General features: G+C 67.9%; 22 protein-coding genes. 10 read left to right on the top strand and 12 right to left on the bottom strand.

Annotated elements, in window-relative coordinates:
• Window positions 1-30: 30 nt before the first annotated feature.
• Together fni and B4A39_RS10140 are read right to left on the bottom strand one after the other, a co-directional pair.
• Window positions 31-1,062 carry a type 2 isopentenyl-diphosphate Delta-isomerase gene (gene fni / locus B4A39_RS10145; RefSeq protein ID WP_292036176.1) on the bottom strand — a complete coding sequence of 344 codons (1,032 nt, stop codon included), beginning with the start codon at window positions 1,060-1,062 and terminating at the stop codon, window positions 31-33.
• A 10-nt stretch (window positions 1,063-1,072) separates the two neighbouring features.
• On the bottom strand, window positions 1,073-2,908 hold the full coding sequence (locus B4A39_RS10140; RefSeq protein ID WP_292036173.1) for a PPC domain-containing protein: 1,836 nt from the start codon (window positions 2,906-2,908) through the stop codon (window positions 1,073-1,075).
• 94 nt (window positions 2,909-3,002) lie between these two features.
• On the opposite strand from B4A39_RS10140, the gene folD reads away from it, so the two are divergent.
• The 5 genes from folD to B4A39_RS10115 all read left to right on the top strand — a co-directional run bounded on the left by folD (window position 3,003) and on the right by B4A39_RS10115 (window position 7,095).
• Window positions 3,003-3,926, top strand: a complete 924-nt coding sequence (gene folD / locus B4A39_RS10135) for a bifunctional methylenetetrahydrofolate dehydrogenase/methenyltetrahydrofolate cyclohydrolase FolD (protein WP_292036170.1) — start codon at window positions 3,003-3,005, stop codon at window positions 3,924-3,926.
• A 95-nt stretch (window positions 3,927-4,021) separates the two neighbouring features.
• Complete coding sequence (locus B4A39_RS10130; RefSeq protein WP_292036169.1) at window positions 4,022-4,726, top strand: LemA family protein; 705 nt, start codon at window positions 4,022-4,024, stop codon at window positions 4,724-4,726.
• Between the two features lie 7 nt (window positions 4,727-4,733).
• Window positions 4,734-5,618, top strand: coding sequence for a TPM domain-containing protein (locus tag B4A39_RS10125; protein ID WP_292036166.1), 885 nt, complete (start codon window positions 4,734-4,736; stop codon window positions 5,616-5,618).
• Window positions 5,618-6,304 (top strand): TPM domain-containing protein, encoded by a 687-nt coding sequence (locus B4A39_RS10120; RefSeq protein ID WP_292036162.1) that lies wholly within the window; start codon window positions 5,618-5,620, stop codon window positions 6,302-6,304. The genes B4A39_RS10125 and B4A39_RS10120 overlap by 1 nt, the downstream gene beginning before the upstream one ends.
• A 44-nt stretch (window positions 6,305-6,348) precedes the next feature.
• Window positions 6,349-7,095 carry an endonuclease/exonuclease/phosphatase family protein gene (locus tag B4A39_RS10115; protein WP_292036159.1) on the top strand — a complete coding sequence of 249 codons (747 nt, stop codon included), beginning with the start codon at window positions 6,349-6,351 and terminating at the stop codon, window positions 7,093-7,095.
• Here the strand turns inward: B4A39_RS10115 and B4A39_RS10110 are convergent.
• Window positions 7,080-8,558, bottom strand: a complete 1,479-nt coding sequence (locus tag B4A39_RS10110; RefSeq protein ID WP_292036156.1) for a phospholipase D-like domain-containing protein — start codon at window positions 8,556-8,558, stop codon at window positions 7,080-7,082. The genes B4A39_RS10115 and B4A39_RS10110 overlap by 16 nt on opposite strands.
• Window positions 8,559-8,718: 160 nt before the next feature.
• Here B4A39_RS10110 and B4A39_RS10105 point away from each other — a divergent pair, with 160 nt between their 5' ends.
• The 3 genes from B4A39_RS10105 to B4A39_RS10095 all read left to right on the top strand — a co-directional run bounded on the left by B4A39_RS10105 (window position 8,719) and on the right by B4A39_RS10095 (window position 12,289).
• Complete coding sequence (locus B4A39_RS10105) at window positions 8,719-8,892, top strand: hypothetical protein (protein ID WP_292036153.1); 174 nt, start codon at window positions 8,719-8,721, stop codon at window positions 8,890-8,892.
• A gap of 142 nt (window positions 8,893-9,034) precedes the next feature.
• Window positions 9,035-11,578, top strand: a complete 2,544-nt coding sequence (locus B4A39_RS10100; protein ID WP_292036149.1) for a tipN — start codon at window positions 9,035-9,037, stop codon at window positions 11,576-11,578.
• 117 nt (window positions 11,579-11,695) lie between these two features.
• On the top strand, window positions 11,696-12,289 hold the full coding sequence (locus B4A39_RS10095) for a hypothetical protein (RefSeq protein ID WP_292036336.1): 594 nt from the start codon (window positions 11,696-11,698) through the stop codon (window positions 12,287-12,289).
• On the opposite strand, the gene B4A39_RS10090 is transcribed toward B4A39_RS10095, so the two are convergent.
• Window positions 12,286-13,446: an MFS transporter gene (locus B4A39_RS10090; RefSeq protein ID WP_292036146.1), complete on the bottom strand. Its 1,161-nt coding sequence runs from the start codon at window positions 13,444-13,446 to the stop codon at window positions 12,286-12,288. The genes B4A39_RS10095 and B4A39_RS10090 overlap by 4 nt on opposite strands.
• Window positions 13,447-13,495: 49 nt before the next feature.
• Here B4A39_RS10090 and B4A39_RS10085 point away from each other — a divergent pair, with 49 nt between their 5' ends.
• Both B4A39_RS10085 and pip read left to right on the top strand, forming a co-directional pair.
• Window positions 13,496-13,867 carry a DUF423 domain-containing protein gene (locus B4A39_RS10085; protein WP_292036144.1) on the top strand — a complete coding sequence of 124 codons (372 nt, stop codon included), beginning with the start codon at window positions 13,496-13,498 and terminating at the stop codon, window positions 13,865-13,867.
• A gap of 31 nt (window positions 13,868-13,898) precedes the next feature.
• Window positions 13,899-14,873, top strand: coding sequence for a prolyl aminopeptidase (pip, locus tag B4A39_RS10080; protein WP_292036141.1), 975 nt, complete (start codon window positions 13,899-13,901; stop codon window positions 14,871-14,873).
• Here the strand turns inward: pip and B4A39_RS10075 are convergent.
• From B4A39_RS10075 to B4A39_RS10040, 8 genes are all read right to left on the bottom strand, one after another.
• Window positions 14,870-15,367 (bottom strand): DUF6173 family protein, encoded by a 498-nt coding sequence (locus B4A39_RS10075; protein ID WP_292036137.1) that lies wholly within the window; start codon window positions 15,365-15,367, stop codon window positions 14,870-14,872. The two genes, pip and B4A39_RS10075, sit on opposite strands and share 4 nt — an antisense overlap.
• A gap of 27 nt (window positions 15,368-15,394) precedes the next feature.
• Window positions 15,395-16,552, bottom strand: coding sequence for a rod shape-determining protein RodA (rodA, locus tag B4A39_RS10070; RefSeq protein WP_292036134.1), 1,158 nt, complete (start codon window positions 16,550-16,552; stop codon window positions 15,395-15,397).
• Window positions 16,549-18,540: a penicillin-binding protein 2 gene (mrdA, locus tag B4A39_RS10065; protein ID WP_292036132.1), complete on the bottom strand. Its 1,992-nt coding sequence runs from the start codon at window positions 18,538-18,540 to the stop codon at window positions 16,549-16,551. Before mrdA ends, rodA begins: the two co-directional genes overlap by 4 nt.
• Complete coding sequence (locus B4A39_RS10060; protein WP_409449570.1) at window positions 18,537-18,992, bottom strand: hypothetical protein; 456 nt, start codon at window positions 18,990-18,992, stop codon at window positions 18,537-18,539. Before B4A39_RS10060 ends, mrdA begins: the two co-directional genes overlap by 4 nt.
• A gap of 59 nt (window positions 18,993-19,051) precedes the next feature.
• On the bottom strand, window positions 19,052-20,230 hold the full coding sequence (gene mreC, locus B4A39_RS10055; RefSeq protein ID WP_292036127.1) for a rod shape-determining protein MreC: 1,179 nt from the start codon (window positions 20,228-20,230) through the stop codon (window positions 19,052-19,054).
• A 114-nt stretch (window positions 20,231-20,344) separates the two neighbouring features.
• Entirely contained in the window at window positions 20,345-21,385 is a 1,041-nt protein-coding gene (locus tag B4A39_RS10050; RefSeq protein WP_292036126.1) for a rod shape-determining protein, read from the bottom strand.
• Between the two features lie 251 nt (window positions 21,386-21,636).
• Window positions 21,637-22,260, bottom strand: a complete 624-nt coding sequence (locus B4A39_RS10045) for a glutathione S-transferase family protein (protein ID WP_292036124.1) — start codon at window positions 22,258-22,260, stop codon at window positions 21,637-21,639.
• A 7-nt stretch (window positions 22,261-22,267) separates the two neighbouring features.
• Complete coding sequence (locus B4A39_RS10040; protein WP_292036122.1) at window positions 22,268-22,990, bottom strand: TVP38/TMEM64 family protein; 723 nt, start codon at window positions 22,988-22,990, stop codon at window positions 22,268-22,270.
• Between the last annotated feature and the right edge of the window lie 105 nt (window positions 22,991-23,095).

Below are 23,095 nucleotides of genomic sequence, written 5' to 3'. Positions count from 1 at the left end.
CACCCTAGATAGAGCGCCTAAACAGTTGATTTATTTTACACTTAACAATGGGACGCGCTTCAGGGCCGCTACGCTGGCGGCGTTGGTGCAGAAGCAGACAGTGCGCAACTGGCGGATGACGGTCTGGAAGTGGGCGACCACCGCCTCCGTCGATTCCGTCGCCGCCTGAATGACCCCGGAGGCCATCCCGACCACGTCCGCGCCCAGCCGCAACGCCTTGGCCGCATCGACGCCGTCGCGAACCCCGCCCGAGCCGATGATCAGGGCTTCCGGCAGGGCGTTGCGAGCCTCGGCGATGGCGCGGGCGCTGGGTATGCCCCAGGCGGCGAAGGCGGCGGCGTGGGCCTTGTCCGCCGCATCGACCGCGCGCTCGCCCTCGATCAAGCCCCAGTTGGCGCCGCCCGCCCCGGCCACATCTACGCCTGCCGCGCCCATGGCGATGAGGCGCTGGGCGGTGACGGCCGAAATCCCCGCCCCCGTCTCCTTGACGATGACCGGCGCGTTCAGATCGCGGATCAGGGCCTGAAGCGCCGCGCCGACGCCCCACCAGTCACGGTCGCCCTCAGGCTGACAGGCTTCCTGCAAGGGATTGAGATGCACCACCAGGGCGTCGGCCCCGATCATGTCCAGCGCCCGCCTGGCCTGCTCGACGCCAAAGCCGCGCGTCAGCTGGGCCGCGCCGATATTGGCCAGGATCGGGGTGTCCGGGGCCCGATCGCGCAGCGAACGGTCGAGCCCACCGGTCGCCCCGCCCTCAATGGCGGCGCGCTGCGAGCCGACCGCCAGGCCGATGCCCAGATGCTGGGCCGCCTCGGCCAGTCGGGCGTTGATGGCCTCGGCCCGGGCGGGACCGCCCGTCATGGCGCTGATCAACAGGGGCGCCTGCAACCGCCGCCCCAGGAAGTCGGCGCCGAGGTCGATCTTGGCGTGATCCAGATCCGGCAGAGCCTCATGAACGAAGCGCCAGTCGTCGAAGCCGGACGCCAGGGCGTGTCGCCCGCCGCCGGACAGCACCACGTCGAGGTGCTGGTCTTTCCGCCCAAGGATCAGATCATCGCTCATGCCGTGATCGTCAGGGCTGACGTTCGACCGTCAGCACATAGTCGCCGGTCGAGCTAGGCGCGAAGCTGCGGGCGCGCACGACATAGGTCCCGTCCCGCGGGGCGGTCCAGTCCAGACGGGCGTGGGTGTCCGACAGGCTGTCGTCGTCTTCGGCCAGACTGCGGAAGTCGCCGTCCTTGTCCTCGCCCACCTCCACGAAGGCGTCGAAGGCTGGGGAGATCATGGTGAAACGCAGCTTCTCGTCCGCCTTGGCCTTGAAGGTGTAGGCGTCGAACGAGACGCCTTCGTCGTTCATGGCGTCGGCTTCGGACAGGCTGCCGCGTGCGGTCGATCCGACCAGCAGGCTGCCCGGTCCCGGTTCGGGACCGCGATCTGCAAACTCCAGAGAATACAGGCCCTTGCCTTCCCCGGAATAGGGCAACGCGCGCAGGATGTAGTCGCCGTCCTCCGGCAGGGTGAAGGTCAGACGCGCGTCCGTGCCCTGACGCAGGCCGTCGTCGTCGGAGGCCAGTTCCTCGAACTGCTCTCCGGCCTTGCCGATCTGCAGCAGGGCGTCGAAATCGCCCGACCGCATGATGGCCTGGACGCGCTGGCCCTCGGTCCCGCTAAAGGCGTAGCCGTCGAACAGACGGCCGGCGTCGTCGGTCGCGCCGCCTTCCTTCAGGTCTCCCTGCACTGTCTGGCCGAAACTGATGGCGGTCGGCGGCGGCGGCGGCGCCACCTCGTCCAGCTTCAGGTCATAGGCGCCCGTGGCGTCCGAGAAACCGCGCGCCTCGATCAGATAGTCGCCGTCGTCGGGCAGGACGAAGGTCAGGCGGGCGTTCAGCTCGCCGCCGCTGTCGTCGTCGGTGGCCAGGCTGTTGTGGTTGGCGTCGAACAGTTCAAGGAAACTGTCGAAATCGTCGGCCTTCAGACTGATGGCCACCCGCTGGCCGGCCCGGCCGGTGAAGCGATAAAGGTCGGCAGGGGCGCCGGAATCGCTCTGGGCGCTGTCCTCGTCCAGACGGCCGCTGACCTCTTCGCCGATGGCGATGCTGCGCGCTTGCGGAGCGGGCGGACCCTGTTCCAGCGACAGGCGATAGTCGCCCTCGGCGTCACCGCTGACGGAGGCCGCCTGGATCACATATTCGCCGGCCTGAGGGGCTGTGAAGACGAGATAGGAGTTCAGCCCCTTGCCCGCGCCATCGTCGTTCTGGGCCGCCTGAACAAAGCCGCCGTTGACCATTCGACCCACCCGAACCAGCGGGTCGAAGACGTCGGATTCCAGCAGGATCGCCACGCGATCACCGGCGTTGGCACGGAAGGCGTAGGCGTCGAACCGGGCGCCGTCCTCATCTTCCGCGTCGCCGCTGGCCAGACGCCCCGACACGTCGCCGCCGATCGAAATCCGGCCCGGCCGCGGCTGACGCGGAGCGACCCGCTCGCTGAGCGCCAGGGTGTAGGCGCCGGTCTCCAGTCCCGAGAAGGGACGCGCACGCACGATGTAGACGCCGTCGCTTTCCGGCGTAAAGCGCAGGCGGGCGTTGGTGCCGCTGCCCGCCCCGTCGTCGTCGGAGGCCAGGGAGTCGCCCGAGGTCCGGCCCTCGGCGTAAACCTCCAAGTAGGCGTCGAAGTCGCTGCTGCGCAGTTCCGCCTGCAAGCGCTGACCGGCGCGAAGCTGAACGCGATAGTCGTCATAGCGATAGGCGTCGCCGCCCCGGGTGCGGGCGTCGCCCTCCTCCAAACGCCCGCGAACCTCGGCGCCGATCCGGATATCGGTCGGCGTCTGGGCGAAAACAACGCCGGACGACAGCAGGGCGATGGCGCTGACCGCTGCGAACAGGGCCCCGTACTCAGAATGACGCATGAAAACCTCTTTGCTGGCGCCATCATAGACGCCGAACCGCCACGGCTGTAAATCGCGGCCACGCTTTCACGTTCCCGATCCCATGGAGCCGATCATGGCTGACGAACCCGCCCGCGCCTCGCTGATCGACGGCAAGGCCTTCTCGCAGACCCTGGTCGGACGCGTCGCCGTCGCCGCTGCGCGGTTGGAAGCCGCCCAAGGGATCAAGCCGGGTCTGGCCGTCGTCATCGTCGGCGAAGACCCCGCCAGCCAACTCTATGTCCGCAACAAGGGCGAGACGACGCTGAAGGCGGGAATGCGCTCCGACACCCACCGCCTGCCGGACACCACCACCCAGGACGAACTGCTGGCTCTGATCGCCGCGCTGAACGCCGACGCAGGCATTCATGGCGTTCTGGTGCAACTGCCCCTGCCTCGGCATATCGATTCGGCGGCCGTTCTGGGCGCCATCGACCCGGACAAGGACGTGGACGGCTTTCACGTGGTCAACGTCGGGCGCCTGGCGGTCGGTCTGCCGGGCATGATCCCCTGCACCCCGCTGGGCAGCCTGATGATGCTGAAGGACCAGCTCGGCGACCTGTCGGGCCTGAACGCCGTCATTGTCGGGCGCTCCAACATCGTCGGCAAACCGATGGCGCAACTGCTGCTGGGTGAAAGCTGCACGGTCACCATCGCCCACTCGCGCACCCGGGATCTGCCCGCCCTGTGCCGCACCGCCGACATTCTGGTCGCCGCCGTCGGTCGGCCCGAGATGATCAAGGGCGACTGGATCAAGCCGGGCGCGACCGTCATCGACGTGGGCATCAACCGCGTCCCGTCGCGCGATCCAGTCAAGGCCGCCGAGGGCAAGACTCGCGTGGTCGGCGACGTGGCCTTTGACGAGGCGGTCGGGGTCGCGGGACGCATCACGCCGGTGCCCGGCGGCGTCGGCCCCATGACCATCGCCTGCCTGCTGGCCAACACCTACACCGCCGCCTGTCGCGCGGCGGGGGTCGAGCCGGAAGACCTCAACCGCTGAAGCGGCGAGAAAAATCCGGTCTTGAAGCGGAGCCTTTCGGCTCCGATAGTCTTTAGCGGATCAGCGGTCCTGCCGACCGCCGGAGGACATATCTCATGGCTGGTTTCTCGCCCCGTCTCGCGGCCGTCGCCGCCGTCGTCGTCCTGACCCCCGCCGTGGCGGGCTGCGGCTACAACACCATTCCGACCAAGCAGGAACGGGCCGAGGCCGCCTGGGCCGACGTGCAGAGCCAATATCAGCGTCGGGCCGATCTGGTGCCGAACCTGGTCGCCACCGTGCAGGGCGCGGCCATTCAGGAGCGCACCACCCTGACCCAGGTGATCGAGGCGCGCGCCAAGGCGACCAGCGTCAACATCGACGCCTCCAACCTCGATAACGCCGCCGCCTTCCAGCAATATCAGCAGGCGCAGGGCGAGCTGTCGTCCGCCCTGTCGCGACTGCTAGTGACGGTCGAGGCCTATCCCCAGCTTCAGGCCAATCAGAACTTCCTGACCCTGCAGTCGCAGCTGGAAGGCACCGAAAACCGCATCGCCGTGGCGCGCCGCGACTACAACGAGGCCGTGCGCGACTACAACACGACCCTGCGGACCTTCCCCACCGTGATCTGGGCCAAGACCCTGCACGGCGGCTCCAAGCCCATGCAGCTGTTCACCGCCACCGCCGAGGCGCAAAGCGCGCCGAGCGTGAACTTCAACCTCGGTGTTCCCGGCGCTCAACCCGGCGGCGGCGCGCCCGCGACCACGCCCGGGGCCGCGCCCGGTTCGCCCCCGCCCGCCGCCACGCCTGCCCCGGCAGCCTAAGCCCGACATGATCCCCTCCGCCCTCGCCCTGAGGGACCGCCTCGGTCTCGGTCCACTTGGGCCGGGTCTGCTCCCGGCCCTGGTGCTCGGCCTCGTTCTGTGGCTGGCGGCTCTGCCGGCCCTGGCCGCCGAGATCCGGTTCCCCGCCCTGACCGGCAGAGTCGTCGACGACGCCCAGCTTCTGACGCCGGAACAGGAACAGGTCCTGACCGCCAAGCTGGAGACACTGGAACGCCAGACCGGCGACCAGCTGGTCGTCGTCACCCTGCCCTCGCTGCAGGATCAGGAGATTGAGGACTTCGGCTATCAGCTGGGTCGTCACTGGGGCATCGGCCAGAAGGAAAACGACGGCGGCGCCCTGCTGATCGTCGCGCCGAACGAACGCAAGGTGCGGATCGAGGTCGGCTATGGGCTGGAGGGCGTGCTGACCGACGCCTATTCGTCGCAGATCATCCGCAACGACATCCTGCCGGCCTTCCGCACGGGCGACTACGCCGCCGGGATCATGGCCGGCGCCGACGCCGTCATCGCCCAGCTGACTGCTGACCCAGCCGAGGCCCAGGCCCGAGCGGCGGACGCCAGAAGCGCGACCAGCGAGCGCGAGAAGCCGATTCTGCCGGCGATCATCATCTTCCTGATCTTCTTCTTCCTTTTCATCAGCCTGGTGATGGCGGCGGCGGGCGGCAAACGTCGTCGCGGCGGCAAACGAGACGGCCTGACGCCCATCCTGATCTGGGCCGCCAGCGAGGCGCTGAAGAACCAGGGACGCGGCGGTCGCGGTGGCGGCGGCTGGAGCGGCGGCGGCGGTTTCGGCGGCGGTGGATTTGGCGGCGGTGGATTTGGCGGCGGCGGGGGCGGTTTCGGCGGCGGCGGCGCTTCGGGGGGATGGTGATGCAGTTCACGACCGACGACCACGCGCGTGTGGCCGAGGCCATCGCCCGCGCCGAGGAGACCACCTCTGGCGAGATCTTCTGCGTCGTGGCGCGGCAGGTGTCCTCCTATCGTGACGTCAGCCTGGCCTGGGCGGCGGCGGCGGCCCTGTTGCTGCCCCTGGCCCTGATCCCGCTCGGCTTCGGCGCGCCCTGGCTGTCGGGTTTGGGCGGCGACTGGCAGGCCGCCCACGCTGCCGGGCGAGAGCTGGAGATCAGCCAAACCCTGGCCGCCTACGCCTTGGTCCAGGCGGCGGTCTTCCTCTCCGTCTTCCTGCTGAGCCTGATCCCCGCCATGAGGCGATTGCTGACCCCCGCCGCCCTGCGTCGCACCCGTGTGCGCCGCGCCGCGCTGCAACAGTTCCTCGCCCACGGCCTGCACAAGACCGAGGCTCGCACCGGGGTCCTGATCTTCGCCGCCCTGGCCGATCATCAGGTCGAGGTCATCGCCGACGCGGGCATCCATTCCCGTGTCAGTCCGGAAGTCTGGGCGGAGGCGGTCGCCGCCCTGACGGCCGGGCTGCGCCGCCATCAACCCGTTGAAGGCATGCAACAGGCCATCGCCCTGTGCGGTCAGGTTCTGGCGGAACAGTTTCCGCCGCGATCCGCTGATATCAACGAGGTCCCCGACCGTCTGGTTGTCATCTAGAGCGGATAGACCGGCGGCGGGATCGACCGCGCCGACAAGGACCCATGCCCAGACTCGTCACCTATAATGTGCACCGCTGCGTCGGCGTTGATCGCAAGCTGGACGTGGCGCGCATCGCCGCCGTCATCGCCGAACTGGAGCCGGACATCGTCTGTCTGCAGGAACTGGACGTCGGGCGCGCCCGCACCAACGGCGTCGATCAGGCCCACGCCATCGCCGAGCGCCTGTCGATGGGTTTCCGCTTCCACCCGGCCATGACGATCGAGGCGGAGCTTTACGGCGACGCCATTCTGACAGCGCGGCCCGAACGGCTTATCCGCGCCGCCGCCCTGCCGACCCTGCCCAATCTGAGGGGGCTGGAGCCCCGCGGCGCCCTGTGGTCGGCCATCGACTTCGACGGGACCGTCCTGAACGTCTTCAACACGCACTTGGGGTTGGTGCCGCGCGAACAAAGACTTCAGGCGGCGGCTCTGGTCGGACGGGAATGGCTGGGGGATCCCGCCTGTATCGGGCCGACCATCCTGACCGGGGATTTCAACGCCACCTCGATCACCCGCCCCTACCAGGCGCTGACACGACGGCTGGTCGACGCCCAGCGCCAACTGGGGCTGAAGCCCTCGGTGAAGACCTTCCCCTCCAGCTTCCCCGCCATCCGCATCGACCATTGCTTCGTCAGTCCGGAAATCAGGGTGACGGGGGCCATGACGCCGCTGCACCCTCTGGCGCGCACAGCCTCGGACCACCTGCCGCTCGCCATCGACTTCGAGTTCGAAAGTCAGCCCGGCGCCTGACCGCCCTCTGAGCGGGGTCGCGTCCGGTGCGTGCGGTTCAGGCGTTTCCAGGGGCGCCAGGCGTCACGCGACGACATGGGATCGCCCAGCTGCCATTCGGCGAACAGCCGCTCGACGGGTGACGGCGGGGTCGAGCCGAGCAGGGTCATCCGGTCGGATCCAAACGTCATGATGGCCTGCCCGACCGAGCCCATGATCGCCTCGGCCTGAGCGAAGGCCTCGCCCGACACCCCTATGAAATGCCCGATGGAGCGCTGGCGGAAGCGCCGCACGACTTCGCGTCCTTCCGCCGAGGTCGGTTCGGCGGCCACATCGCATTCCGTATCCAGGCCCTGGGACCGGTTGTTCAGATTGGTCGAGCCGATACGCAACAACTGATCGTCAATGATCGACATCTTGGCGTGAACGATAATGCGCTCGCCCTCGGCGGTGCGCGGGCTGAACGCAGTGAACCGGTTGTGGGCGTCGGCCTGTTCCAGGCGGTAGAGAACCTCAGCGCGGGCAGTATCCATGGTCAGGCCGTCGAACCAGCTGGGACTGCGCCCTGTCGAGACCAGCACGATTTCCGGTCCATCGGGCTCGGCCAGCCGCTCGGCCAGGGCGGCGGCGATGATCGGCGAGGTGAAGTACTGGTTTTCCAGATAGATCAGCCGCCTGGCGCGACGGATGGACTCCAGATGAAGCGCCTCATTCTCGCGAACCTCCGGGCGGCCGCGCACCTGCGGTTCGGTGCGGGCTATGCCGATAGCGACATCGGTCAGCGCCGGCTCGACGCCGTCCGGCCACGGATCGTCGTCGGAATCGTCCGGGACAGTCCGTTCCCAGGTGGCGCGATACCAGCGCTCCCGCGCCAGATCCCCCAGGGCCCGGGCGGCCGGACCGTCCATAACGCTCATCACCTCGTGTCGAGGCGCGCTGAACAGTCCGGACGGCTGGCAGCGGCGGGGATCGAAATCCAGATGCTCGTCGGTGTCCCAGCGATCGGTGGCGATGTCGCCCCCGCCGCAGAACGCCACCTTGTCGTCGATGACGATCACCTTCTGGTGGTGGCACGCGCCCAGGATGCCGGGCTTGTCCAGGCGGAATTCGACCGTTCGCTTGCGAAACCAGTTCTGCGCCCGATGGGGATAGAAGCCCTGCGACGCCGCAATCAGCAGCGGCGACTTCCAGATCAGCAGACGGATATCCAGATCCGGCTTCTGACGCACCAGGCTGCGGAGTTGATGTCCAATCTCTCCACGCCGATCTATGAGCGGCGATTCCGGGTCCAGCCTCGTGCGAGGATCGAACTGCCAGCCCAGGATGACAATCGACTTCTTCGCCTTTTGCAGGGAGGAGGCGAGCGCATCGAAGTAGGCGTTGTTCTCCATCAATGGCGTGAACCGGTGGGCGGTGGCTATGCGCCAGCAGTCCCGCCCCGGCTCAAGCAGGCTGCCCTCATAGATGTCGCCCGGTTCATGCATTGCGCCATAGCTGTCTGATTCGCGTGACGATCCGCTACGCGCCCGCGTCATACAGTGACGCTGCGAGCGTTTTCGTTCCACTGAACCGACAATGGCTCAGCTTCACAATGGGGCCGCATTGTGATCCGGGCCTGCTTCTGTCATAAGCGAGGTTATGCAAATGCTGCTGGAATTGCTGGCTGGCCTGATTGCGATGCTCGCTGCGGCGGCGTTGTCGCAGTTCGGCGTCGATTTGCAGGCTCCCCGCCACGCAGAGCGCGAGATTCAACGCGTTCAGGATTGCCGGGACACGCCGGCGGCGAGCATCGCCGTCACCCCGCCCAGCGACTGCTGACTGCACGGCTTCCGGGCGGCGATCGACATCTGCAGCGGAATCCGAACGTGTGAGCCTTTGCGCGACAGGATCAAGCCGTTAGGGTCGATCCCAGCGCGCGCTCGTCGCGTTTCCGGCGATTAGTGAACGAGATCGACGCCCCATGAAATCCAGCCATCGGCCGCCGCTCAACCTCTCCGACCCTGAACCGGGCGAAGGTCTCGACGAGTCCGCCGCCGTCGCGTCGGGCGACGAGACTGCGGACGCCGAGCTCTCGCTGCAGCCGGCGCCTGAAAAGCCGATGTCCGAGCGTCGTCGTCGCCGCCTGCTTGAAGAGCAGCGCCTGGCTGATGAGCGCGCGGCCGCGCTTCATGCCCAGCCTGCGCCCGACCTGGGCCCCTTGGCGGTTTCGTCGGACACCCCACCCGCCCCAATCGACGAACCTATGGCGCCGGCGCCCGTTGCGGCTCGCCGCGCTCCGGCTCAACCATCCGGCGGGAACGCCTATCTGATCGCCGGCCTCGCCTCCGCGCTCTGGATCGGCGGCGTCGCCTCCTGGTTCGCCTATGAGTTCGGCTCGGGCGTGGTGCCGCTGGAGCCGCTGCGTCTGGCCGTCTACGCCCTGATCGCCCTCGCCCCCGCCGGTCTGGCCATCATGCTGGCCCACGCCGTTCGACAGGGCGCCCATCTGGCCACCGAGACCCGTCGCGCCCGCGACATGGCTGAAGCCCTGGTCGGGCCGACGGCGCTGGCCGCCCATCAGACGGGCCAGGTGCTGACATCCCTGCGCGGCGACATCGATCAGGCGGCGCTGGCCGCCGAACGCGCTCGCTCGGACATGGCCCTGTTGCGTGAAGCCCTGGCGGAGGAAACCGTTCGCCTGAACGAAGCCGCCGACAGCGCCGGCCGCACCGCCCGCCGCCTGACCGACCAACTCGGTCGTGAGCGCGAGCAGTTGGGCGCCCTGGGCGTGCAACTGGACAGCCAAGCCACCGGCGTCGTCGATGCGGTCGAGCGCCAGTCGCGCATGGTGGTGGACGCCTCCGACCTGGCCCAGACCCAACTCCGCGAGGCCGAAGCCGCGCTGGCCGCGCGCGCCGCCGATCTGGCCGCCGCCGCCAGCGAGGCGCAGGACGCCGCCCGCGCCGCCGCCGACGACCTGGCGCGCCAGACCCTGCGACTGGAAACCGCCGGGACGGGCGTCGCTGAACAGATTCAATCGGTCGAGGAAGGACTGAGCCAGCAGCGCGCCGCCCTGGTCACCGCCGCCTACGCCCTGCGCACCGACCAGGAGGACTTCTCGGCCCAGATCGAGAGCCAGCGGGCCCAGTTCACCGAGCAACTGTCCCTGACCCGCGGCGCCGCCGGCGAGTTGAACCAGACGACGGGCGACGTCAGCGACGCCCTGAAGGCCCAGGTCGAGGCCGTGACCGATCAGTTCCGCGCCCTCGTCGACCTGTCGCAGCGCGAGGCCGACGGATTCGACCACGCCACCAAACTGGCGCTCGACCGCTTCGAGGCCCTGGCGGCAGAATCCCGCGACGTCCTGGTCGAAGAAACCCGACGCGCCCTCTCGGCCCTGCAGGCCACCGCCGACGAGCAGCGGACCGCCGCCGCCGCCGCGCTGGAACAGGCCCAGATTCGCGCCGACCGCCTGGGCGAGTCCCTGTTTGACGCCGCCCAGAAGGCGGATGAAGCCGCCGAGGCGCGCATCGACGGCGCCCGCAAGATCGTCAACCAGACCGCCGACATGGTCGATCTGACCGGCGAGAAGGTGGTCGAAAGGCTGGAGGACACGCTGGGACGCATGACCGCCGCCCTGGCCCAGGTCGAAAGCGCCGTGGCCGATATGGACGCCCGCGCCAACCGCCTGCCCGAGGAGGCCGCCGCTCGCGTCGACGCGGTTCGCGCCTCGGTGGAGCAGGGTCTGGCTGCACTGTCGGCGGCGTCGCGCAAGGCCGCCGATGACACCGAAGCTCTCGAAAGCGGCTTCCAGGATCGCGTACGCCGCAACTACGAGATGCTGACCGAGGCCGTGCGCGTCATGGGCGTGGTGTCCGGGGACACGCCCGCCAGTCGCCGCCGGGAGCCCTTGCTGGCCACGCCCGCTGCCGAAACCCCGCGCTACAAGCCGCGCCCTGTTGAACCCAAGCCTGAACCCGCCGCCAAGACGGTAGAGGAACGCGGCTTCGGCCTGCGCGGCCGTCTGAGGCTTGAGCCGACCGAGGAGGCCTCGCCTGCGCCGGCTCAGGACGAGCCGCTGGACTGGAACGATCTGGCGAATGACCTCGATAATGAGGCTCACGAACCGCCGCTAGAACTGGACGCCCCGGTGGCCGCGCCCGTCGACGCCGCAGCCCTGGCCGATCGGATCACCGCCGCCATCCGCCGCATGGGGGTCGATCCCAATGCTCTGCTGCCCCGCGCCCGGATCGAGGAAGCGGCGCGCGCGCTGGCGATGCAGGAGCCGGACCGCGCCCGTCAGATCGTGCGTCGGGTTGCGCCCGCCGCCGTGCGCAGCGTGTCGCGCCGCATTCTGGCCGACGCCGACCTGCGCGCCGACGCCGACGCCTATGTCCGCGCCTTCGGACGCGAGATGCAGGACCAGGCGCGCCAGGGAGACGCCCACGACGTGCAGGCGCGCCTCGCCACAGATGAAGGCCGCGCCTTCATGCTGCTGGACGCGGCCATCGGCGATCTGAACTAGACCTTCGCCGTAAAACCGCCTCGATTCAAACCGGCGGGCTTGACCTCTCGCAGGGTTGCCCGCACGGTCTCGGCCGCTGTCGCGTTAGTGTCATACAGGGTGGATTTCTTGCTGGATATGGATACCGGGCTACGCCCCGATCGACGTCCCGCCATCGCCATCTGCGCCTGGGACCCGGGTTTCACCGCCTGGGACCCGGTCGAGGACCTGTCTGGTGATCCCTGGAACCCGGTCGGCGCGCGCACCCTTCCCGTGCCAGGATCACCCGCCGCCGACGTCCTGGCGGCCGAACTCAGCGCTCTGCTGTCCAGGGGGGAATGCAGCGCCCTGCTGCTGGTGGGTCGAACCGCCCATGCGGGCGCCTTCCGTCTGCAGATGCGGGCCGAGAACCGGCGTCTGGACGGCGCCGACCGCCTGGATCACACCGGCCCCGGCGTTGTCCGCGCCACCGCGCCGGCCGCCGAGATCGTGCGCGACCTGACCGCTGCGGGCCTCGACGCCCTGGCCGCCTCGGACGCAGAGGAGGATGCCGGCAGCTACATCCTGTATCGAATCCTCAATGATCTGCCGGACGGCGCGGCTTCGCCCGCCATCGGCCTGATCCGCGCCCCCTCGGATGCGCCGAACACCAAGGTCCAGTCGGCGGTCAAGACGGCGGCCTCGGTCATCGCCCGCCACCTGGCGCCCCTGCCCCGGCCGAACGCGGCCTAGGTCTTCGCCAGCCGCGACCGCAGGATCAGCCCGACCAGCCCGCCGGGCGCCGCCAATCCCGCCATGGCCAGATAGCCCATCAGGCCAAAGGCGTCGTACAGCGGCCCGGACGCGGCCGTCGCCAGCCCGATCAGGACGCCAGCGGACAGCACGGAGCTCAACGTCTGCGCCGCTGTGTGACTGTCAGGAGGTGACAGACGCTCGACGATCTGGACCCCCGCCAGATAGGTGGCGGCGAAGCTGAGCGCGTGCAGGCTCTGCAAGGGCCACAGCGCCCAGAGCGGGGGCGAGAACGCCATCAAGGTCCAGCGGATGACTGCGGCGGCGGCGCCTACGGACAGCATCACCCACGGCCCGATCCCGACGCGGCGACGCCAGGGTTCGATCACCCACATGAAGCCGATCTCGACCAGAACGGAGAAGGCCCAGAGCAGACCGGTCACGCTCTCGGGGACGCCCTGCGCCTTCCAGGCGATGGCCGAGAAGCCGTAGTAGAAGGCGTGCGCCGCCTGGACCGCGCCGACGGCGAAGATGGCGGTCATAAAGATGGGATCGGCGACCAGTCGCCCCAGACCCCTGAACCGCTCCAGCCCCGGCACGCGCGGACCTTCGGTGACCGGTTCGGCGGGCAGGACGCGCCAGGCCGTGACCGCGATCAGCACCGCCGCGATGCTGATCCAGACGATGATCGCGTCCGGCGGGGCTCGCGTCAGCAGCAGGCCCATGACCACATTGGCGACGACGAAGGCCGCCGAACCGCAGCCGCGCGGCAGAGAGAAGGGAAAACCGTCGCGCTTGGCAACGCGCAAGGTCATCACGTCGCTAAGCGGGATCAGGGCCGCCGCCGCCGTGGCCCCGACGAACCAGCAGACGGCCCAGGCGGCGAAGCCCTGAACCAGACCTGCTCCCCCGTAGCCCAGGGCCATGGCCAGCCCCAGCAGGGCGATCGGCGTGCGCCTGTGCTGAAATCCGTCGGCCCAGACGGCCAGTAACGGACCCGTCGCCAGTCGTCCCAGCATGGGAATGGCCAGAAGGGCGCCGATCTGGGCGCCGCTCAATCCCTGCTCGCGAAACCACAGGCCTGCGAACGGCAGGGTCACTCCGCTGGCGCCGAACAGCAGGACGTATTGCAGGGCCATGCGCGGCGCGGATTTCATCAGCGTTCCGATAGCAGACTCGCCACGAGTTGTGGTCTAGACATTAGCAATGAGTCTCGATCGCAACCTGCTCGTCTTCGCGGCCTTCAACGGGGCCATGGCCGTCGCGCTGGGCGCCTTTGCGGCCCATGGCGCCGGCCCGGCCATCAAGAGCCTGCTGACCACCGGCGCCCAGTATCAGATGGTTCACGCCGTGCTGGCGGTGGCCTGCGCCACCTGGATGACCGGCGGGAAGACGGCGCGGATAGCGGGCTGGCTCGCCCCCAGCGGCGGTCTGATCTTCTGTCTGGCTCTGGCCATGATCGGTCTGCTGAGCCTGCCCGCCATGGGCGCGGTGGCCCCGATCGGAGGCGTGCTGATGATCGCCGGCTGGATCGTGCTGGCGATCGCCGCGTTCCGCTCACACATCGTCAACGCCTGACCGGCCAATCTGAAAACCCCCATTTCCTGACATGGCATTTCCAGTGATCGACACCCCGCGCCGCGACCTCTATCCCGAGCTGGAAGCCTATGCCTCTGGCTGGATGGCGACCGACGGCGTCCACGAAATCTATTACGAGGAAAGCGGCAACCCGCACGGCGTGCCGGTCATCGTCCTGCATGGCGGCCCCGGCGGGGCGGTCAATCCTGGAATGCGGCGCTACTTCGATCCGGCCAGGTACCGCATCGTCATGTTCGACCAGCGCGGCTGCGGTCTGTCGCGGCCCAACGCCTCGCTGGAGAACAACACCACCTGGGATCTGGTCGCCGACATCGAGCGTCTGCGCGAGAAGCTGGGCATCGAGAAGTGGGTCGTGTTCGGCGGGTCCTGGGGGTCCACCCTGTCGATGACCTACGCGATCAAGCACCCGGATCGCTGCCTGGCCCTGATCCTGCGCGGCATCTTCCTGCTGACGAAAAAGGAACTGCACTGGTTTTACCAGGACGGCGCCTCCATGATCTTCCCGGACGCTTGGGAGCGCTTCGTCGCCCCTATCCCCGAGGCCGAGCGCGGCGACCTGATGGCCGCCTACAACAAGCGTTTGCTTGGCGACGACGTGGCCGAACGCAACCGCTGCGCCGTCGCCTGGTCCAGCTGGGAAGGCGAGACGGTCAGCGTCCAGGGCCCCTCGGGCAAGCCGGACAAGTTCGCCGATCCGGAGTTCGCGGTGGCCTTCGCCCGGATCGAGAACTGGTACTTCACCAACGGCGGCTTCTTCGACAGCGAGAACTGGATTCTGGAGAACATCGACGCCATTCGCCACATCCCTTGCTGGATCGCCCAGGGCCGGTTCGATGTGGTGACGCCGATCTCGGGCGCCTGGGCCCTGCACCGCGCTTGGCCGGAAGCCAAGCTGGACATCGTCGGCGACGCCGGCCACGCATCCAGCGAACCCGGCATCATCGACAGCCTGATCAAGGGCACTGACTGGGCGGCAGGTCTCTAGCCCGCGCCAGCCGTCGATGCGGCGGTCGGCGCGGGGTTGGTCTTCATCACCATTTCGTTGAGCTGGAAGCCGATGCGGCGCGCCTCGCGTTCCTCAGGCTTCTTGATCGCCGCCAGCACCACGTTGATCTGGGTGTAGTGCTGCACCAGGCGCACGGGCTTGCCGTCGGGGTTGCGCCCGAAGAAGATGATCAGGTCCGGCCCCCAGAAGCCGACGTCGACGATCTGCATCGTGCCCTCGCCGGGCAAGCCGACGACGCGGGCGCCGATCTCTTCGTCCTTGTCGAGCTTGGCCTCGAACTCCTCGATCAGTTTGGACAGGCGGACGAAGGCCCATTCGGCCGGGTTGTTGCGCATACGCACGCCGTCGGCCAGGACCGCGGCCTCGTTAGTGGGATCAGCCATGACCGGCTGCGGACAGGGCGTGTCGCCGCAATCCGAGAACATCGAGGGATCGGCTGTGGGAATGGCGGCGGCAGGGGCTTCGTTGGTCATGCCTCAGCCTAACGCCTCAAACCCGGATCAGAACAGCCCCTGCCCTTTCGGCAGTTCGACATAGCGGTGCACGTGGGTGGACAGGATCAGCCCAAAGCCGATCATCACCGTCATCATGGTCGACCCCCCATAGGACAGCAGCGGCATGGGCACGCCCACGACCGGCGCCAGACCCATCACCATCGCCCCGTTGATCAGGATGAAGATGGCGAGGAAGGCCGTCATGCCCGCCGCGCTGATCCGGCCGAAGTGGCTGTGGGACAGGGAGGCGATCCGCAGCGAGATCAGAATCAACGCCAGGTAGCAGGCCAGGACGGTGAAGGAGCCGAGGAAGCCGAACTCCTCGGACACGGTCGAGAAGATGAAGTCCGTATGGCGCTCGGGCAGGAACTCAAGCTGGCTCTGACTGCCCAGGCCATAGCCCTTGCCCATCAAACCGCCCGAACCGAGGGCGATCTTCGACTGGATGATGTTGTAGCCGGTCCCGGAGGGGTCGGCTTCCGGGTTCAGGAAGGTCAGGACGCGGTTGCGCTGATAGTCGTGCATGACGAACATGACGAAGGGCGGAATGATCGCCACTGCCGCAGCGGCCCCGGCTGCGATCACCCGCCAGCTCAGCCCCGCCATGAACATAACGGCCGCGCCGGTCAGTCCGATGACCATGGCCGAGCCGAGATCCGGCTGCTTGGCCACCAGCAGGAAGGGCACGCCGATCATGCCCGCCGGGATCAACAGCTTCCACGACCAGCGGGCGTCCTGCGCCGAATGGCCATGATACCAACGGGCCAAAGCCAGAACGAGGCCGATCTTGACGAACTCGGCCGGCTGGATGCGGATGAAACCCAAATTCAGCCAGTTCCGCGCGCCGCCGGCCGTATAGCCCAGGGGCGTGAACTCGATCATCAGGACCAGCAGCAACAACAGGCCGTACAGAGGATAGGCCGCGTGGAACCACCATTTCGGATGGACCATGGCCAGACCGATCATGGCCACCAGCAGAACGCCGAAACGCAGCAGATGCTTCCACGCCCAGGGATCCCAGTGCCCTCCGGCGATCGAATACAGCATGGCCGTGCCGATGCCGGCCAGGACGCACAACAGGCCGACCACACGCCAGTCCAGCTCGGCCAGCTTGCTCGAGATGCGGTCGCGTTCCCCGGGTCGGGTCAGGGCAGATGCGGTCACAGTGCAGGCTCCGGCGGCGGCGCGACGACGTCAGCCGTCGTTGCATCGACAGGTTCGCCCCGTGCCTCGGCTTCGCGCGCGCCCGCGTCCTCGGGCGCCTCAAATCCTGCCTGTTCGATACGGGCGCGGATTTCGGGGTTCTTGAGCAGGGCGACCCGCATCACCTCGCGCGCGCGCGGCGCGCCGGCCGTGCCGCCGCCCAGCCCCCCGTGCTGCACGATGACCGACACGGCGTAACGAGGGTTGTCGGTAGGGGCGTAGGCGATAAAGAGGTTGTGGTCCTTTTGGGCCCAGGGACGGCCGGCGCCCTTGCGCGAGCCGGCGCCGTAGTTCTGGGCCTGGGCCGTGCCGGTCTTGCCGGCCATGCGGACGGCGCCAAGGCCCAGCTGGCTATTGCGGAAACCGGTGCCGCCGACATCGGTCACAGCCTCCATGCCGTCCCGAAGCACGTCCAGCAGCGACGGATCGAAAGGCAGATCAGCGAAGGCCGTGCCGGACGTCTGCTCGACGCCGCCGATCGACTTGATCAGTCGAGGCGTCACCGCCTTCTGTCCATTGGCGATGCGGGCCGTATAGACCGCCAGTTGCAAGGCGTTGACGGTCAACGCGCCCTGCCCGATCCCATAGCTGGGCGTCTCGCCGGGATACCACTTGCCGTCACCCCGCACAGGATTGCGACGACGCCATTCCCGATCTGGAACCAGCCCGACCTTCTGGCCGGGAAGTCCGATATCGAAGCTCTGCCCAAAGCCCATTTCGCGCGCCGCCTCGGCGATGGCGTCGGGACCGAACTCCGTCGCCACCGTCATGAAGTAGACGTTGCAGGAAGCCTTGATCGCGCCGCGCATATCCAGCGCGCCGTGCCGCCCCAGACAGGCGAAGCGCCGCCCCAGGTAGAAGCTGCCGTTGCACACCACCCGGCGATTGGGATCCCAGCCCCGCTTCATCGCCGCCAGCCCGACCACAGGCTTGAAGGTCGAACCCGGCGCGAAGGTGCCGCCCAGGGCCTTGTCCAGCAACGGCCGCCGCTCGTAATCGGCCAGCGCGCGATATATCTTGGACGGCACGCCCGACACGAACAGGTTGGGATCAAACGAGGGTGACGAGACCATGGCCAGGATGTCGCCGTTGCGGACATCCATCACGACACAGCTGCCCGCCTCTTCGCCAAAGACTTCAAGCGCCCGGTTCTGGACGTCGTTGTCCAAGGTCAGCATGACCTCGGCGCCCTGGACAGGCGGACGTGAGCCCGCGACATCCTCGGCCACCACGCGGCCGCGGGCGTCGACCTCGACGCGTTTGCCGCCGGCTTCACCGCGCAGGTCGGTGTCCAGCGACTTCTCGATTCCCTGACGTCCAATGCGGAAGCCCGGGTTGAACAGGATGGAGGGCGGCTGCTCACCCTTGTCGCGGATCGCCTTGACGTCGCGATCGGACACCTTGGCCACATAGCCGATCACGTGGGCGTAGGACCCGCCGAACGGGTAATAGCGCGCCTCGTTCATGTCAGCCATGACGCCGGGCAGCTCGGCTGCGTGCAGATTGACCTTGGAGAACTCCTCCCACGTCAGGTCGGATTTGACCGGAACGGGTGAGAAGCGCGGCGCTGCGTTGATCTCGCGGATCAGAGTGCGGCGGCGATCCAGCGTATCCGGCAGCAGCTGCCCCAGCAGGTCCAGAGTCTGATCCAGATCCTTCGTCTCGTCGCGCACGACCAGAACGCGGAAGCTGGGCCGGTTGCCGGCGATGGTGACGCCGTTGCGGTCCTTGATCAGACCGCGTGGCGGCGGCACCAGGCGGAAGTTGAACTGATTATTGGTGGCCAGGGTCGAGTATTCCTCGGCCTTGACGATCTGCAGCTGGGCCAGGCGCCCGACCAAGGCCACGGTCCCCAGCGCCATCCCGCCACCCAGCAGGAAGGTCCGGCGCAGGAAGGAGCCCTGGCGCTCATTGACGTCCGAAAAGAAGATGTGGGGTTCGCTGCTCATCGGAAGCGCACGTCGGCGTCGTCAAACCGCTGGATCAGCCAATCGGCCAGGGGAAAGAGCAGGAGCGTCGGAACGACCTGCCCCATTACGGCCAGGATGCTTGGCGCGTTGCCCAGGCTCAAGGTAGTGATCATGTAGGCTAGGAAGAAGGCCAGACCGGTCGAAGCCACATAAAGCGCGAACAGGACGATCGTCGCCTGGCCCGCCAGGAAGTTCGAGGCCAGCAGGATCGCGCCGTAAACGGTCAGCAGGCTCAGCGGCCACAGCCCCAGGGTTCCGCCCCAGAACAGGTCAAGAAACAGGCCCAGGCCGAACAGGACCGCAGGCGCCAGCATGGAGGGTCTGATCAGCGGCCAGGCGAAGGCCAACACGATCGGAAACACCGGCTCAGGCAGGTTGAGACCGAATAGCTGGAACGGGATCGCCAGCACGATGGTCGCCGCGACGGCCATCAGCGCCGGATAGACGATCCATTGCAGCGGGCCGACGACGCGGACCGTGATCGCCCGTCTCACTCTGCGGCTCCTGTAGGCGCCGGCTCGACCTCAGGCGTGGGCGGAGGCGTCGGGGTCGTGGTGCGAGGGGCGACGGGGCGCGGCTGAGGCGTGGTCGGACGCGTCGCGGCCGGACGGGCGGCGGTCGGCGCCGGAGCCGTAGCGGCCGGGGCAGCCGCTGGAACAGGCGGCGGCGCGGCGTTGGCGGCGCGTACACGCTCGGCCGTCGCGGCGGCGACAGCGGCGCGTCGGGTGGCCACGTCCTGGATAGCGGCGGCCTGAGCCGGAGTCGGCGGAGGAGCGGCGGCCAGACTGGCCAGCGGCGGCGCGTTCAGGGCGTTCTGATCGGCCAGTTGGCTGAAATCCTGGAACAGCAGGACGCGGACATAGTCGATGGCCGTGCGGTCGCTGAACAGCTTCACACGCCATGTCCCGTCAACGCCCTTTGCGGCGACGCCGATCGGGAGACCGCGTGGGAAACCGCCACCGTCGCCGGACGTCATGATGCGGTCGCCTTCCTGAACGGAGCCGGCGCCGCGTATGTAGTCGAGACGCGGACTCCCGCTGCCGTCGCCGGTCAGCATGGCGCGCGCATCCGTGCGCTCGACCAGCACGGGTGTGCGCGACGCGACGTCGGTCAGCAGCAGCATCCGGCTGTTGCCCGCCGAGACGCCCATGATGCGGCCGACCAGACCATGCTCGCTCAACACAGGATTGCCGACGCGCACGCCCTTGGCTGCGCCGATGTTCAACAGGCGAGACCGGGCGAACGGTCCACGCGCGTCGGTGATGGCCAGGCCCGTCACCATGGGCACCGGCGGCTCGGTCTTCACGCCCAGCATCTGTTCGTAGCGACCGTTGATGTTCTTCAGCGCCAGGGCGTCGTCGCGCCAGGCGTTCAGCTCGGCGATCTCCGCCCGCAGCCGCCGGTTCTCCGACACGGCGAAGAAGTAGCCCTTGACGTAGTCGACGGCGTTGCCCGTCCAGCGGACCGGGGCGGACAGAACCCCGCCCACCGGCGCAGCACCGGCTTCGAACCCGGCCCGTGCAGGGGCGAAGCTTTCGGCATTCGACGTCTGGCGGGTGTCGCCGAGCAACAACATGACCGCGCCGACGATGCCGACGACGACGACGACCGCGGCCGTCCAGGCCAGCGGCACCTTCAGATTCTCGAACGGTCCGTCGCGAAACGCCACGGCCAGCCTTCCTACCTAGAGATCCGGGACCGGCGGTCTCGCCGCCGGCGATGAGAGCCTATCGCAAAAACCGATTCTCGAAGAACCACGCCCCTGCGACAGGCTGTTTCTGCCTCAGAGCGAGGACTCGAGGACGCCCTTCATCCACGACGGGTGCTCCAGCACCTTGCCGCAGCCGATGGCGACGCAGGACAGCGGATCGTCGGCCACCTGAACCGGCAGGCCGGTGTGGTCGCGGATCTCGATGTCCAGGCCGCGCAGCAGGGCGCCGCCGCCGGTCAGCATGATGCCCTTGTCGGCGATGTCGGCGGCCAATTCCGGCGGAGTGGCTTCCAGAGCGACCTTGACGGCCTCGACGATCTGCGAGACCGGCTCGGCCAGGGCCTCGGCCGCCTGACGCTCGCTCATCTTCACTTCGCGCGGCACGCCCTGCATCAGATCGCGACCCTTGACCTCGATCGACAGGCCTTCGCCGTCGGCCGGGACGCGGGCGGTGCCGATGTCCTTCTTGATACGCTCCGCCGTCGTCTCACCGATCAGCAGGTTATGGTTGCGGCGCATGTAGCTGATGATGGCGTCGTCCATCATGTCGCCGCCGACGCGGACCGAACGCGAATAGACGATGCCCGACAGCGACAGGACGGCCACTTCGGTCGTGCCGCCGCCGATGTCGACGACCATCGAGCCGGTCGGCTCGTGGATCGGCAGACCCGCGCCGATCGCGGCGGCCATGGGTTCGTCGATCAGGCCGACGCGACGGGCCGAGGCGTTCAGGCAGGAATCATTGATGGCGCGGCGCTCGACTGCGGTGGCGCCCGACGGGACGCAGACGATCATCTTGGGGTTCACGAAGCCCTTGCGGTTATGAACCTTGCGGATGAAGTGCTTGATCATCTCTTCGGCGACTTCGAAGTCAGCGATGACCCCATCGCGCATCGGGCGGATGGCTTCCATGTGGCCGGGCGTGCGGCCCAGCATCTGCTTGGCTTCCAGGCCCACCGCGTGGACGATCTTGCGGCCGCCGACGTTGCGCAGGGCCACGACCGACGGCTCGTTCAGGACGATGCCCTTGCCGCGCATGTAGATCAGGGTGTTGGCGGTCCCCAGGTCCATCGCGATATCGTTGGAGAACATGCCGAAGAGGGGTGAAAGCATGGGCGTCGGTTACCGCTTGTTCGGGCCTGCTAGGGCGTGAGTCTTGCTTTGTCTGCTCCGGCGACGCCCTGCCCTGCGCACCCATGTGCGCAGAACCATCCTGATCGTCCTCGCCTGGCCGACTATAGGCCCGTTTGCCCGCATGGCGCGTCGATTGCAAGCGCCTATGACACGCCAATCACGGCCTTGTCACAGCAAGGCTTGAAACCCCTCTGCTCAAGCTTTTCCGGCCCCGCTTGCAGGCCTCGCCGTCAGATCGCCGACAGCCCCTCGGTCGCGAGCGCTCGCTGAACGGCGGGACGTGACTGAACACGGTCCAGATGGGCGTTCAGGCCGGGGAAGCGTCGCTGATCCAAGAGGTCGGCCTGACGGGCCCAGCGCGTGAAGACCATCAGATATCCATCCGTGACCGAATGATCTTCACCCAGCGCCCAAGGTCCCGCCAGCAGGTGCTGTTCCGCCAAGTCATACTTGGCCAGCGCCAACTCCAGTGCGTCGTCGCGCGCGGCGCCTTCCAGCGGCGGTCGCGAGAACAGGACCTTGCCGATCGCCGGGTGCAGGGACGAGGCCAGCCAGGCGTTGAACGCCTGCATCCGGGCGAAAGCGTAGGGATCGTCCAGCGGCGCCAGATTCGCCTTCGGATGCGTCTGGGCGATGTAGGCGAGGATGGCCACGTTCTGGGTGATCACGCCGAGGTCGGTCGCCAGGGCGGGCGTCACGCCGGCGGGATTGACCGCCAGATACTCAGGCGTCCGTTGCTCACCCTGCTTCAGGTCGATCTTCTGGAGTTCATAGTCGGCGCCCGACTCCTCCAGAGCAATGTGCGAGGCCATGGCGCAGGCGCCGGGCGAGTAATAGAGTTTCAGCATCGTCATCTCCGTCTCAATCAGGATCCGAGGGGCGCGCCGCCTCGCGGCGCTTGACCAGTTCGCGCACGGCCAGCATCAGCGCCAGCCAGGCTGCCGCAACGCCCGCCAGGATCAATGAGGTCCATACCCCATCGCCGGACACCGCCGCCATGAACGAGCCGCCAAAGAAGGCGACCAGTGCGGTCTTGGGCAGAACGCCAAGCGCGCACCCCGCCAGAAAGCCCGGAAACGAGGCTCGGACCGCGCCGAACGCCATGTTGACGACGATGAAGGGCGCCGAAGGCACGTTGCGGATGATGAAGCTGGCGGAAAAGGCGTTGCGCCCGACGAACCGCTTCAGCCGATCGGCCGCGCCGCCGCCAAAGCGCTCGAGCGCCCGGGCGGTAGGCCCGCGCCCCAGCCAATAAGTGACCGCCGCCGACACCACAGTCGCGATCCAGCTGTAGAGGAACCCGAACCAGGGACCGAAGGCCACCACGCAGGCGGCGATCAGGATGAACTGGGGAATCCCGACGAAGGCCGACAGGGTGAAGACGACGATTGCGGCCGCCAGCCCCCAGGGTCCGATCCTGTAGCCCTCTAGCCAGGCTTCCAGCTTCTCCTCGGCGCCGAGGGTGAGGTGGCTCTTGCCGAAGGCGAACAGGGCGATGATTCCCCCGAGCAACAGCAGGCTGACCAGCAGGGTTCGCCAGCGCTGCGCCTCCAGGTTCAGAAGAAAATCGACGATCCGCCGCATAAATCTCGCCCAAATCGCCTTTTGACCGTCCGCAAGACGCACAAACGTTGTGCGTCTGCGCCGGGTTGCGTATCAAGCCTCGCCTCCCCGGCCCCCACCACATCC

Origin of the sequence: Brevundimonas sp. UBA4553 (genome assembly GCF_002387245.1) — a bacterium.
GTDB lineage: Bacteria > Pseudomonadota > Alphaproteobacteria > Caulobacterales > Caulobacteraceae > Brevundimonas.
The sequence above is the reverse complement of the archived record's forward strand: the minus strand, read 5'-3'. Positions and strand labels throughout refer to the sequence as shown.